We start from the raw sequence: 14424 nt of genomic DNA, 5'->3' as shown, positions 1-14424 counted from the left end.
GATGAGTATATTAGTTATTATAACAATAAAAGGATAAGATTGAACTTAAATGGAATGAGCCCGGTTGAATACCGGGCACAAGTCTTAAATAATTAATAAGTTTGTCCAACTTTTTGGGGGCAGTCCATTGCTGCATGTGGCTTTTTAAGCTTTGTCTATACTGAGGCTTAAGCGTACATTTCTTCACGAAGTTTGGCAACATCGCTACTGTTAATATACTCATCGTAAGTCATTAATTTATCGATCGTACCTTTTGGTGTGATCTCGATAATGCGGTTGGCCACCGTTTCCGTTAACTGGTGATCCCGTGAAGTAAACAGGATGGTACCTTTAAAATCTTTCATACCGTTGTTCAGGGCCTCGATAGATTCGAGATCCAGGTGGTTGGTCGGCTCATCAAACATTAATACATTGGCCTGTTGCAGCATCATTCTGGAGAACATACAACGCATTTTTTCTCCTCCTGAAAGCACTTTTACGTTTTTTAGCACCTCTTCGCCTGAGAATAACATCCGGCCTAAAAAGCTGCGCACAAACTGCTCATCGGCATCCGTACCAGAGTACTCTCGAAGCCAATCAACAAGGTTTTCATCTTTACCGGCAAAATATGCTGAGTTATCATTCGGGATATCGGCCGTGCTGATGGTAACTCCCCACTTAAATTCACCTTTATAATCAGTATCCCTGCCGGTTAAAATATCATAAAAGGCTGCGGTGGCTAAACTGTTCTGAGATAAAACGGCAATTTTATCCCCTTTATTTACCATGAAAGTGATTTTATCGAATAACACACCATCGTTCCCGTTTTTGCTAAGGTTTTCTATCTGTAAAATCTGGTCGCCGGCTTCACGGCCGGTATTATTGAATATAATGGCCGGATATTTTCTGCTCGACGCCTTAATTTCTGCGATATCAATCTTATCCAAAGCTTTTTTACGGGAAGTAGCCTGTTTTGATTTAGAAGCATTTGCACTGAACCTGCGGATGAATTCCTGAAGCTCCTTTACCTTATCTTCCATCTTCTTATTCTGGTCGCTGCGCTGTTTTAAGGCCAGCTGACTCGATTCGTACCAGAAAGTATAGTTACCGGTGTAAATACTCATTTTAGCAAAGTCGATATCCACAATATGGGTACAAACGGCATCTAAAAAGTGCCTGTCGTGAGATACAACCAATACGATGTTCTGATAATCGGCCAAAAAGTTTTCCAACCAGGCAATGGTTTCGATATCCAAATCGTTGGTAGGCTCATCCAACAGCAAAATATCCGGATTGCCGAACAGGGCCTGTGCCAATAACACACGTACCTTTTGCGTGTTGTCCAGTTCCTTCAACAACTTATAGTGGTCTTCTTCAGCTATGCCCAAATTGCTCAACATTGTGGCAGCATTGCTTTCCATGTTCCAGCCATCCATTTCTGCAAAAAGATTTTCAAGCTCTCCGGCGCGTTCGCCATCTTTCTCAGAGAAATCTTCCTTCATATAAATGGCATCTTTTTCTTTCATGATGGCATAAAGTTCTTTATGGCCAATCATTACGGTTTCTAATACCGAAAACTCATCAAATTCGTAGTGGTTTTGTTTTAAAACCGCCATTCTTTCGCCTGGAGTAAAAGCTACGCTACCAGAAGTTTGACTAACTTCTCCCGATAAAATTTTCAGGAAAGTAGATTTACCTGCACCGTTAGCCCCAATTACACCATAGCAGTTGCCCTGGGTAAATTTTAAGTTAACATCTTCAAATAATGTGCGTTTGCCGTACCGTAACGATAAATTAGAAACTGAAATCATGCTATAATTGAAATAAGCCGCAAAGATACGCAAAAAGGTTGAGGGTAGGAAAGTGTTTAATAGTTTGGTTGTTGGAAAGTTTTAATACTGAAATTTTATAAGTTGGAAGGGTTAGGAAATGTAGGGACTGGTTCTTTGTGGCAGGTGGAGCCCCCGTTATCCGCTTTACTCCGTGTTCGCTGCTACCGGGTTTATTTTACAAAGGGGGGAAGCTTTTGGCCAGTTGTTAAACCCCAAAGCTTTAAATTAAGAAGATTAATAAATGGTTATTAGGTCTTAAGTCAGAATCTTAATTCAGACAGCATATGGCGTTAAGCTTCCCAATCTAATTGGGAATGACAATTTATCTTGAGGTACTCTATTTTAAAATATTTATTTTAGCCTCATGCTAAACCACACCTTGCTCGAAAACATTAAAACTACCTTTCAGAAAAGCAAAGTAGAAAAATTAGCGGCCATAGCTTCAGAAGAAACCTTTTCGGCGAAAGACCTGATTGATTTAAGTTTTTATCATGATGAACAGGTCGGATTCCGGGCTGCGTGGATTTTGGAAAATGTATATACTGCCCATCAGCATAGGTTTTTACCTTTTGTGCTGTATTTCCTGGAGAAATTTCCAAAGCAGGCTAACTTATCGGCATTAAGGCATTATGTTAAAATACTGGCCTTTATGACCAGGAAAAATGCCCCGGCCGAAATCAGGAAAGTGATCGCCGATTATGATACCGATCATTTAGTAGAGGTTGTTTTTGCCTGGTTGATTGATGAGAAAATCCCTGTGGCTGTAAAATCACATTGTTTAAATATTTTAGCCAATTTAAATGCCAAACACAACTGGATCAGGGAAGAATTGTTGCAAACCATGGATTTTCTGGTAGATAAAGAAAGTATTGCTTTTTTTGCAAAGGTTAAACAGATCAGGAAACAGTTATCAGTTCGCAGTTGACAGTTTTCAGTTAACAATTAGCTGTTGGCAATTTTTAGTTGGTCTTTTCTTAGACCTCCACTTTTTCTTTGGTTAACGTAAAGTCAAATCTTAGTGCTTTTAGCCCTAAACCCTATACCTTCAGCCTTCCGCCTTATCTAACCTTCCGCCTTTTACCTTATATTTACCAAATGAGTACAACATACGATATCGTATCAAAAGTTATAAAAGAACGTCGCAGTATTTTCCCTGCCAGCTATATAAAAAAAGAGATTCCGGTTGAGGTAATCAACCAGATTTTAGAAACAGCCAATTATGCACCAACACATAAGTTAACCCAGCCCTGGCGTTTTGTGGTTATCCGCAAGGCCGGACTGGCCAAATTGGGTGAGGAGCTCGGTAGACTATATAAGAAGCTGGTTTCTCCACAGCAATTTCTTCAAAAAAAGTACGATAGTTTTGCAGAAAAAACAAGTCAGTCCGATTGTATTATCGCCATCAACATGAAAGTGAGTGGTAAAATACCCGAATGGGAAGAGTTGGCTGCCGTTTCCTGCGCGGTTCAAAATATGGCTTTAACTGCAGAAAGTTTACAGGTTGGAGCATATTGGAGCTCTCCTCCGTTAATTAACGATTTAGGTAGTTTCTTAGGCCTGGGTGAAGATGAAAAGTGCATCGGCCTGTTCTATATGGGATATCATAATGAAAAACCATGGGCACCAAACCGGACTCCGATAGCAGAAAAGGTGAGGTGGATAGAGGGTTAGTCCCCAGTCTTTAACCCTGAGTCTGATTTTTGTTTTATGGCCATTATATTATGGCCTATCAAACTATGAACCATTCTTACATCACCCGTCTAGCATCACCCATTTTACACTATCCATTACCATGTTTGTTTTAAAATCTAAACTCTATCAGCTTTGCTTAACTTTTATCCAAAATAGGATAGAAAACATTGAATATTCGCTACAACAGGCCCGGCAGGCGTCTAATGATGATACTAAAAGCAGTGCTGGCGATAAATATGAAACCACCCGCGAAATGATGCAGCAGGAAATAGACCGCAACAATAAACTACTTTACGAGGCCGGACAGCAGAAAATTGCCTTGCAGCAAATCGAACATGTAGAATCAGATCGGCTGGTTAAAAATGGCAGCTTGGTATTAACCTCCCAAGGTAATTTCTACATTAGCATTAGTGCTGGGGAACTAACTACAGACGGAGAGAAATTCTTTGCCGTATCTCAAGCTTCGCCTATTGGAAAATTCCTGGTTGGTAAAGCAAAAAACGAAAGTTTTAAATTTAACGGGAAAGATTATGTTGTTAAAGAGATATTATAATTTACAGTTGGCAGTTTACAGTCTGTAGTTAACCGGTTTAAATAATTAACCAATAGCTATAATCAACCGTAAACTGATAACTGCCAACTCACTTTATTCCCATCCGTTGTGCAAAAGCTGGTGCCAGGTAAGGCTTTAAATCGATATATGGAATAAATATAACAATCTGGCCTTGCGCATAACTGGCTACTTCGTATGGGTTGTACATAAAAGCAATGCCATTGGCATTAAAATAAAAGTTGTTATTGGGTTTAATGAAATCGTCAAAAAGTACAGTGCTTAAAGCATCATTGGCTTTAATATTGTATTCTTTACGGAGATTGCGTTCTAAAATGCGTTGTAGTGTATTGGAATCTATTTTAACAATGTCGCTCAGCACCAGTTGTTTTTTATTCTTTACATCCAAACAATACATTATACTGCTGTAATTGCCATGTGCCCCACCGGTATAGGTATCAGCCAGAAAATCGATTACCACATAACCGTTATCATTATAATTCACAGCTTGCTGGCTATTGTTGGTGTAATTCATCCAGGCCTCAAAATCATCGCCGCGGCTATTTTTTGATTGTTCTGTAACCTGCTGCTTATAGTCTTTAAAATAATCAGCAGCAATATTTTTAAAGCCAGTTATACGGTCTGTTTGCTGCTTGATGCCATAAATTTTTTTAAGTTCAGTATTTAGCCAGTTGCCATATTCATCAGTATTTTTGCTTTCCAGGTACTCAAAGCTGATTTGTGCTGCGGGCGATTTAGGCTGACTGGCAAAGGCCTTAACCGAATCTTCGTAAATGCCAGCATTGAACCGGTAACTCCCGTCGGGATATTTTTCTGTTAACGCAATTGGAAATTTTTTTGTTTTATCGCCACTTTCCCAGGTACCATTAAAACCATTTCCGGTCCATTTTAAGGCTAAATGCGGAGACTTAAAGTCCTGTTTAAAGTACGATTCGTAATAACTGTATTCAGTAAGTAAAAGGCTGTCTTTACCAATAAGCGTATCGGTTGAAAGGTTAAGCCATGACCCATCATAATAATAACTTCCACTTACATCATCATTAACCTTTTGCAGATGCACAACTACTTTTTTCCCGGCAATGGTGCCTTCCAATCTTTTGTAAAAAGTTTCAGTAAGTTCTGTTTTGCTAGACGTAATGCTATCTGTTTTTCCTTCATTATTGTCCCCATTTTTGGGATTGTTGCAAGCCGAGAGTATTGCTAGTCCGAAAAAACATAAGAAAAAAGAGTATTTCATAGGGCTTTTGTTATTAGGTGTCTTAATGCTGCAAGGTTTTCATGTTGGCATTCATTTTCAACCTTTCAACTTTTAAGCTTTTTTTAATTAACCTTTTTACTTAGATTTTGTTTTGTTAAAACTCTTGTTAATGCTGTAATAAAGGTTTTTGGCAGTGTACCTTCCGGGGTCAATTATTCTCCTGATGGTATAAAGCGGATAATTTTCGTCTCTTGCTGTAGATAGGATAAATGCAGCCTTAAAGCCATGTTCTTTTAATTTATGCAGCGTAGATGATTTGAAAACTCCGTAAGGAAAAGCAAAGTATTCTACTTTTTTTCCGGTAATCTGCTCCAGTTTTTTGGTAGGTTCATCAATTTGCGTTGTCCAGTCGGCATCGGTAAAAGTGGCAAAGTTTTTATGATCGTAGGTGTGGCTGGCAATTGTATTTCCTTCATCAGATAACTGTTTGATCTGCTCTTTGGTCATGTAATTGATACGGCCTTTTCTGCCGATCGAAACCGTCATGATAAAATAAACGCCCTTAAAACCATATTTTTTCAATGTAGAGTTTCCAACCGTAAACTGATCTTCGTCTGTATCGTCAAACGTAATCATAATCGGTTTTTCGGGCAATTTAGCACCATAAACCAAATATTGGTATAATTGATCGGGCAAAATCGAATGGTAACCACTATCAGCCAGCATTTTCATGTGTTCCCTAAATTTATCAGGGGCAATAATGTCATCGTGTGCCCTTTTACTATCGCTGGCAATATTGTTCCTGATCTGGTGGTAACACAGAACAGGTACCTCCCTGCGTGCTAAAATGGTTTTGTTATCAGCAGGTTTTGTAGTTGCAGAATCTGTTTTAACCGTTTCAGTAGCATTTACAACAGCTGCTTTTTCTTTCGAAGCCTCGGAAGACTGGCAAGAGGTTAAAAGTAGTGAAGAAACAATACCGTAGAGCAGTAACCTTTTCATAATATAATGGTCTTTTTTTTAAAAGCTGTTTTTAATGCTGTTGCTTAATGTTTTTGGCGACCAGTAACCGCTTGCAATAATCCGGCGGATGGTAAACAGAGGATCTTTTTCATCACGTTTGGTCGATAATTGGTAAGCCATTCTAAAACCACGTTTTTTAAGCTCAGGTATACCTTCTGCATTCCATAAACCAAAAGGATAAGCAAATTCGGTCATTTTTTTACCGGTAATTTCTTCCAGTTTTTTTGTTGGTTTGTCTAACTGTTCTTCCCAATCCTTGCCTGCATATTTTTTAAAGTTCTTATGATCGTAAGTGTGGCTGCCGATAACATTTCCTTCATCTGAAAGTTGTTTGATCTGCTCTTTAGTCATATAATCAACAAACTTTCCTTTTCTCCCGATGGAAACGGTCATGATGAAATAAACAGCTTTATAGCCCAGTTTCTGTAAAGTAGGCCGTACAACAGTAAACTGGTCCATGTCGGTATCATCAAAAGTTAACATAATCGGTTTGCTCGGTAGTGCAGCACCTGTATTCAGGTAAGCATAAAGCTGGTCGGGCAAAATAGTGTGATAACCGCTGTCAGCCAGCATTTTCATCTGGTCTTTAAAGTTTTGTATCTCAACGATATAATCTTTACCCACTTTTCCATCGGTTGGCCTCCAGTTTCTCACCTGGTGATAACATAAAATAGGTACCTGTTTGCGGGCCAGGATGGTTTTGGCATCGGCAACTTTTATTTTCGAAACATCTACTGGTGTACCCGTCTTTTCAACGGTTTTAACGGTAGAATCTTGATCGGCAGAATTTGCTGTTTGTGATTTAGACTGGCAGCTGGCAAATAAAATTGCACCAGCACTTATTAAGGTTAAAAAACTGTATTTCATTTTTAGGATATATGTTTACAAAACTATAAAATCCGCTAATTATTCAGTTATCAAAATGGGTAGTGTTAATAATTATTTTAAGTGAAGAAATTACACTAACTATCTCTTTTATTACATATTAAAATACATTTAATGTGCTTTATTAAATAATTTAGCAGCTCAAACAAATTTTAATGAATAAACTTTACAAACTCCTGCTGTGTGCGCAGTTTTTATCTTTAACTATAGCCGCACAAACCAAAACATTTACCATAACCGAAAATATTCAGCCCCAACCTAAGGCAAATTATCAGCTTGCATCGCGTTTTTCGCCAAATAAGCTGAAGAAAATGGTATATTCTACTGCAGTAGATCCACATTGGTTAAAATTAAGCAATCGTTTCTGGTATACTTTCGAAACCCCAAAAGGAAAATTCTGGTACCTGGTTGATCCGGTGTCAAAAAGCAAGAAAGTGATGTTCGACAATTCTAAACTCGCTGCAGGTATTACCCTGGTTGTGCGCGATCCTTTTGATGCAGAACATTTGCCACTCGAAAACCTAAAATTTGCTGCAGATGAAAAAAGCATTTCGTTCGAAATTAAAAGCAGCGTTGATGAACTGAAAAAAGACCGTAAAGACAAAAAAGCCGCAGATTCTATGCAGAAGAAAATCTATTCTTTTAAATACGAACTGGCTACCGCAAAACTGACCGAAATTCCGAATTTCAGTAAACCAAAGCCGAAACCAACCTGGGGTTCAGTAGCGCCAGATTCTTCGGCCATCATCTTCTCGCGCAATTATAATCTTTACTGGATGGATAAAGATAATTACAAAAAAGCAGTGAAAAATGAAGATGATAGTACCATTGTTGAACATCAGTTAACCAAAGATGGCGTTAAGTTTTACTCATACGGAAGTGACGGTGATGGAGAAAATAACGTAGAAAACGAAAAGAACAATAAAAAGCGTCGAGGTGCTTATGTACTTTGGTCGCCAAATTCGAAGTATTTTGTACTGGATAGGACCGATTCGCGTAAGGTGAAAGATCTTTGGGTAATTAACAGCGTTACGCCTGGCCGTCCAACCTTAGAAACCTATAAATACCAGATGCCGGGAGAGGCTGAAGCACCGCAAGATGAGGTTTTATTGTTTGATTTTGCCGCTAAATCATATAAAAAACTCAATGTGTCTGCTTTTAAAGATCAAAGTGTTTCGGTATGGAGTAAACCTTCTTTAAACAAAGACCGCGATAACGAATTCCGTCCGTCAATATGGTTGGGTAACAATAGCCGTTTTTATTTTTCGCGTACCAGCCGCGATTTAAAACGTATTGACATCGGTACCGTTGATATTGCCACCGGAAAAGTTACTCCATTAATTGATGAGCGCTTTAATACGTATGTTGAAGTAAACCGTCCGGGCTTGGTAAACGATGGCAAAGAACTGATCCATTGGAGTGAACGCGATGGTTGGGCACATTTTTATCTTTTTGATGAAAATGGTAAACTGAAAAACCAGATTACCAAAGGTGCTTTCCACTGCGAAAGCATCGTAAACATCGACGAGAAAAAACGTATACTATATTTTACGGCTAATGGACGAGAGGGCAAAGAAGATCCTTATTACCTGCATTTATACAGCATCAATTTCGATGGCTCGAATCTAAAATTGTTAAACGCCGGCGATTTCGACCATTTGGCGAATATGAACGATAACAATACTTTCTTTGTTGATAATTATTCGCGGGTAAATACTGCGCCAAAAGCCACTTTGTACGATGGCAATGGTAAAAAAATAATGGACCTGGAAACAACAGACCTTTCTTTATTAATGGCTGCCGGATATAAGTTTCCGGAACCATTTAAAGTAAAAGCGGATGATGGGATTACCGATCTATATGGTGTAATGTATAAACCCTTCGATTTTGACCCGAATAAAAAATACCCGATTATCGAGTATGTTTATCCTGGTCCGCAAACAGAGGCAGTAAATAAGGCGTTCAGCAAAAGTATGGACCGTACCGAGCGTTTAGCACAATTTGGGTATATTGTAATTACCGTAGGTAACCGTGGCGGTAATCCTTCGCGCTCTAAATGGTACCATACTTATGGTTATGGTAACCTGCGCGATTATGGATTAGCCGATAAAAAAACAGCTATAGAGCAATTGGCAGCCAAATATTCTTATATAGACGAATCTAAAGTGGGCATTACAGGTCACTCAGGCGGTGGTTTTATGTCAACGGCTGCCATGTTGGTTTATCCTGATTTCTTTAAAGTTGCTGTTTCGAATGCGGGAAACCACGATAATAGCATTTACAACCGCTGGTGGAGTGAGAAGCATCATGGTGTAAAAGAAACCATTTCTTTAAAAGGCGATACTTCATTTAAATATAGCATCGATAAAAACCCCGATCTTGCTAAAAACCTTAAAGGACATTTGTTATTGATGCATGGCGATGTAGATAATAACGTGCATCCGGCAAATTCGATCAGGGTTGCCAATGCATTAATGAAAGCAGGTAAACGTTTCGATTTCCTGATTATTCCGGGCCAGCGGCATGGCTTTGGTGATATGACTGAATATGCTTTCTGGAAATTGGCCGATCATTTTAATAAATATTTAATTGGCGATTTTTCCGAACCAAGTGATATTGATATGGTAGAAATGGACCGTGACATTGAGCAGAACGGTAAGTAATTTTAACCACACCTGATTCGTGTCCTCACGAAGCGTTTTGGGTTCTAATATTGGCCTATGGAAACATAGGCCATTTTTTATTGTATTTTATTTTGAAATTGTGCTTCATAAAGCCTTTTATTTAAAAGTTTTATTTCTTAGCCGTGGTTCTTGAGGGCACAAACCATTTTTTCTAATTATTATTTTTTGAAAGCAGGCTCCGGTAGTTTTTCGGTTATTTTAGTCCTGCTATTGCCTATAGTCCCGATTTGAGTTTTTCTTAAATACAATCTTTGTCTTAAATCGGGAGCTATTCGGCGCTATCAGGTTTATTTAACCTCGGGTTTGTGTTTCAAAATGTAAGCCGTTCTGTTGCAGGTTTTTCTCTTTCCTATTCGCCGTGGCTCTTGAGGACACAAACCATTTTTTCTAATTATTGTTTTTTTTGAAAGCAGGCTCCGGTAGTTTTTCGGTTATTTTAGTCCTGCTATTGCCTATAGTCCCGATTTGAGTTTTTCTTAAATACAATCTTTGTCTTAAATCGGGAGCTATTCGGCGCTATCAGGTTTATTTAACCTCGGGCTTGTGTTTCAAAATGTAAGCCGTTCTGTTGCAGGTTTTTTCGTTATAGTTATGTCTTCACTTTTCTCTTTAAAATAAAAAACCTCCCGACTTTTGTGTCTGGGAGGCTTTTTATTAGGTTATAAGGTAATCCTTTTGGTCGTTTTGATCTTATTTGTATAGGTAGTTGATTGCAATTACGTCGTTTGCGTTAAAGGTACGGTTGCCACCATTAGAACAGGCTAACATAAACGAAGCTGAATCCGGACCGGAAGGAGTTCCAGGTATTCTAACGGCACCAACATTTGATGCACCTTCGTTGCCGGCACCACTTGAACCACAGCTAAATGCACGGTTCATATAATCGGTATGGCGGAAACCAATGCAATGGCCAACTTCGTGCTGTATAACCGATGCCAAATACAATAAATTTGGGTTTGTACCATAAGCTGCTGCATTGGTGTTCATTCTGATCTGGTTATAAGGGTTACCTGAAGAAGTAGGGAAGCCCGCAGAACCCAAGGTAATAAAGCCACCACTCGGACCCTCGTTAAAGCCAACAACGTTAATGTTTCCTGTAGTTCCTGCTGCAGCTCTTTGGAAAGTGATACGCAGGCCAAGCGAGTTATACCTCGAAATCATGGTATTTACAGCATCGCTATATACCTGAGGTAAATTAGTTACCGATACGGTAATTACACGAGGTAAAGAAGTAACAACGTTTGTGGTACGGTACTGTTCCGTTTCGGCAATGTTTAAGTTTGCACCTTTTGAAGTTTCAGTTAAATTGTCGTCGGTTAAAAGAATATCACCTTCAACCAAATAGCCTTCATCTATCTTACGAAGGTTATCCGTGCTAAAGCCTAAAGATTTGATCTTTGCTAATTTGTCAGCAGAAATATCAGTCTTATTTTGTACTTCACTTTCTGTATTATTACTCTTACAAGAATATAAAGTAGTGAACAGAATGCATAATGCTGCAATTGATAAAAAATTGGATGTTTTCATTTTGTTTAGGTTTGATTTTTTTAAATCGAATAAGTTAGTTAATAAAATTGGTGGATTACCTTATAAATCCTAATTTAGTAAAGATAATTAATGTAACCAAAATTTTATAATAAAATAATAATTGAAAGTCAATACTGTATATTTAATTATATTTTTTTGTCTGTCTGTAACTCGTTTAAACGCACAGATACAACCTGTAGGAATAGGAAAATATTTTGAAAAATATATTTCTAAAGCGCCACTTTCTCCAAAATCAAGTGTCGGTCAACCTGTTTTGGTGAAATTTAACCATGTACTAACTGCTGCCGAAATTCAGTTGCTAAATCCGAAAAAACAGCTTTCAGGAGATTGTTTTATTGTACAAAAATCTGACATTCCGAGCCTTTCCGGCAATGTGGTTTATCAGCAAGAGGCCAATGGGCTCTGGAAGGTGAGCGACAGGTTAATGAAAGTTCTTAATAAATCTGGCAAAAAGAGCGATTCTATTCTGGTTAGGCTATCTTTTAAAAATAGCGATGTATTACCCATCAAGGGTATGGCTTTAAGCATAAAATCTGTAGATCAGGTTAATAATATTTATACGGTTAATATTTCGCCGGCAGATTTAATGCAATTATTAGAAAACGAGGCCGTTTTATATGCTGATGTTTTACCTGTAGCCAAAGAAGAAGTAGTGGTTAACGGCCTCGATCTGGGCTTAAATCAAATTTCTAATGCCCATAGTCTTTTTCCGGGTATTGATGGTACAGGCATAAATGTTTCTTTTAAAGAAGGGATGTATGATACTGGCGACCTTGATTTATTAGGTAAAACTATACCAGGCGCTTTAATCGGTAAAACACCTACTACCCACGCCACTACCATGGCTACTTTAGCATCCGGTAACGGAAATTCTTTTATCCGTGGTTTAGGCGCCGCTCCAAAGGCCAAACTGGCTTATTCTGATTTTTCGAACCTGATGCCCGATTTGGTCAGCGACCTGAACAAGCTTCAGATCAGGGTACAGAACCATTCTTATGGTACCGATATCGATAACAATTACGGCATGGAAGCCGCTGCTTATGATAAGCAGATTTTCGAAACCGATACATTAATTCATGTTTTTTCGGCCGGAAATGTAGGCACATCAACACCGCCAAGCGGTTTATATCAAGGGATGACTGCCAGGGCAAATTTAACGGGCAATTTTAAGCAAGCCAAAAATTTATTGGTAATAGGAGGGATCAACCGGGAAAATATTTCTGAAAACCGGAGTAGTAAAGGGCCAGCTTATGATGGCCGGGTGAAACCAGAGCTGGTGGCTTTGGGCGAAGATGGAACATCGGGTTCAGCAGCCATCACCAGTGGTTCGATCGTTTTATTGGAACAATTTTATCTGCAGAAATTTAAAAGGGCACCTTCTGCTGCGGTTATCCGAGCAGCATTAATTAATTCTGCAGATGATCTCGGCACACCGCAGGTTGATTTTGTGTATGGTTATGGTAAATTAAATGTGGCCCAAGCCTTAAAAACCTTAGATGAAAACCGGGTTTTTTTATACAATGTAGCCAAGAACCAGGATTTGGTGGTGCCTTTGCCCGTTCCATCTAACGTAGCCGAACTTAAAGTTACCATTGCCTGGAATGATCCTCCGGCAGCGGTGAATGCCGCGCAAAGCGTGGTTAATGGTTTGGATTTAAGCCTCCAAAATCCATCAGGAAATTTAATATTACCATGGGTTTTAAGTACTTATCCTCATTTGGATTCACTGGCAAAGCCGGCAGTACGTAAAGCAGACCTGATTAATACTATACAACAGGTTAGCTTTGATAATCCCGATGCCGGTACCTATAATATCCATATTAAAGGCGATAGGATAGCACAAGGTAATAACCAGGCTTTTGCACTGGCCTATCATTATAAACTTAGAAATACCTTTTCGTTTATCAGTCCTGATCAAAACGGATACATATTTGCCAATGAAAGCAATTATATCCGCTGGGACAATACCTATTCAGCTAAAACCGGAAATTTGTCAGTGAGTTACGATGATGGGGCAACATGGAAACCAATTGCCCAGGATGTTGACCTTAGTACTGGTTTTTACAATTGGAATGCGCCAGATCAGTTTTCAAAAGCCATCATCAGGATGGAGATAGGAGGTAATAATATACAGAGCCAATCTTTTGTGATTTCCAGCCCGCGGGTATTGAAAGTTGGTTATGTATGTAAAGATGGCATTGTTCTGAACTGGAACAGGCAACCTGGCGCTAAAGATTATACACTTTATAACATTGTAGATAATGTCCTTTCTCCGGTATTAACCCTTACCGATACCATTGCAAAAATTGATATCAGTAAAATTGCAAGTAAATACTTTGCCGTAGCCGCTAATGGTGTAGGTTTTACAGGTTTAAAAAGCTATACCATCGATTATACACAGCAGGGAATATCCTGTTACGTGAAAAATTTGTTTGCATCAGTGGCTGATGATGCCAGGATAAGGGTTGACCTGAGTATTGGCGTTACTTTGGATCTAAAGAACATTATCTGGGAGAAACAGACAGGACCAAATACTTTTAGTGTTTTACAGCAGACCAAGCCAATTTCAAATCAACTCGATTACGCCATTTTTGATGATAAACCCAAAGAGGGTATACAATTTTACCGTGTAACTTTCGAAACAGCTAATGGGAAGGTAAATAGCGATCTGGTTTCAGTAGTATTTCTCAAGCCGGATCAGTTTTCTTTCTATCCAAACCCGGTAAGTGATTATTTAACTATCCTGAGCGGGGCTTTCGAAGAATATAGTTTATCGATATTTAATATTTTAGGACAGAAAGTTTTCGAAGAAAAGGCAACAAGTTCGAACCGTTTTTTACTTAATGCATTATCAACGGGTGTTTATGTGGGGGTGATTAATAAAAATGGGCAACAGCTGAAAAAATTTAAATTGATTAAGCAGTAATTTTCCATTCCTGATCTCGCGCTGTTTTAGATAAACGATACATTTGATAATTACTCCTGAAAATATGCTGTTTTTTCGTATTTTTC

General features: G+C 38.7%; 11 protein-coding genes. 6 read left to right on the top strand and 5 right to left on the bottom strand.

Translation table 11 applies throughout. From position 1 onward, the window contains the following. Positions 1–96, top strand: a 96-nt coding sequence (locus ACFSR6_RS05930; protein WP_379076279.1) for an IS3 family transposase, incomplete at its 5' end; no start/stop codon positions are given. A gap of 71 nt (positions 97–167) precedes the next feature. On the opposite strand, the gene ACFSR6_RS05925 is transcribed toward ACFSR6_RS05930, so the two are convergent. Next, positions 168–1790, bottom strand: coding sequence for an ABC-F family ATP-binding cassette domain-containing protein (locus ACFSR6_RS05925; RefSeq protein ID WP_379076277.1), 1623 nt, complete (start codon positions 1788–1790; stop codon positions 168–170). Between the two features lie 385 nt (positions 1791–2175). Between ACFSR6_RS05925 and ACFSR6_RS05920 the strand changes: the two genes are divergently transcribed. The 3 genes from ACFSR6_RS05920 (at position 2176) to ACFSR6_RS05910 (ending at position 4056) form a co-directional block, all read left to right on the top strand. Next, complete coding sequence (locus ACFSR6_RS05920; protein ID WP_379076274.1) at positions 2176–2736, top strand: hypothetical protein; 561 nt, start codon at positions 2176–2178, stop codon at positions 2734–2736. A gap of 170 nt (positions 2737–2906) precedes the next feature. Beyond that, positions 2907–3482: a nitroreductase family protein gene (locus ACFSR6_RS05915; protein ID WP_379076272.1), complete on the top strand. Its 576-nt coding sequence runs from the start codon at positions 2907–2909 to the stop codon at positions 3480–3482. Positions 3483–3603: 121 nt separating this feature from the next. Then, complete coding sequence (locus tag ACFSR6_RS05910; RefSeq protein ID WP_379076270.1) at positions 3604–4056, top strand: 3-oxoacyl-ACP synthase; 453 nt, start codon at positions 3604–3606, stop codon at positions 4054–4056. Between the two features lie 88 nt (positions 4057–4144). On the opposite strand, the gene ACFSR6_RS05905 is transcribed toward ACFSR6_RS05910, so the two are convergent. From ACFSR6_RS05905 to ACFSR6_RS05895, 3 genes are all read right to left on the bottom strand, one after another. After that, positions 4145–5311, bottom strand: a complete 1167-nt coding sequence (locus tag ACFSR6_RS05905; protein ID WP_379076268.1) for a DUF3298 and DUF4163 domain-containing protein — start codon at positions 5309–5311, stop codon at positions 4145–4147. A gap of 96 nt (positions 5312–5407) precedes the next feature. Then, a complete protein-coding gene (locus tag ACFSR6_RS05900; RefSeq protein ID WP_379076265.1) occupies positions 5408–6274 on the bottom strand; it encodes a polysaccharide deacetylase family protein in 867 nt (288 codons plus the stop codon). 18 nt (positions 6275–6292) lie between these two features. Further along, positions 6293–7162 (bottom strand): polysaccharide deacetylase family protein, encoded by an 870-nt coding sequence (locus tag ACFSR6_RS05895; RefSeq protein ID WP_379076262.1) that lies wholly within the window; start codon positions 7160–7162, stop codon positions 6293–6295. Between the two features lie 173 nt (positions 7163–7335). Here ACFSR6_RS05895 and ACFSR6_RS05890 point away from each other — a divergent pair, with 173 nt between their 5' ends. Continuing rightward, positions 7336–9843: a S9 family peptidase gene (locus ACFSR6_RS05890; RefSeq protein WP_379076259.1), complete on the top strand. Its 2508-nt coding sequence runs from the start codon at positions 7336–7338 to the stop codon at positions 9841–9843. Between the two features lie 711 nt (positions 9844–10554). Here ACFSR6_RS05890 and ACFSR6_RS05885 read toward each other — a convergent pair. After that, on the bottom strand, positions 10555–11391 hold the full coding sequence (locus tag ACFSR6_RS05885) for a M57 family metalloprotease (protein ID WP_379076256.1): 837 nt from the start codon (positions 11389–11391) through the stop codon (positions 10555–10557). A gap of 277 nt (positions 11392–11668) precedes the next feature. Between ACFSR6_RS05885 and ACFSR6_RS05880 the strand changes: the two genes are divergently transcribed. Continuing rightward, complete coding sequence (locus ACFSR6_RS05880; RefSeq protein WP_379076253.1) at positions 11669–14338, top strand: S8 family peptidase; 2670 nt, start codon at positions 11669–11671, stop codon at positions 14336–14338. Positions 14339–14424: the final 86 nt, after the last annotated feature.

This window comes from Pedobacter vanadiisoli (assembly GCF_042684385.1).
Taxonomy (GTDB): Bacteria; Bacteroidota; Bacteroidia; order Sphingobacteriales; family Sphingobacteriaceae; genus Pedobacter; species Pedobacter vanadiisoli.
This window is presented reverse-complemented; position numbering and strand designations above follow the sequence as displayed.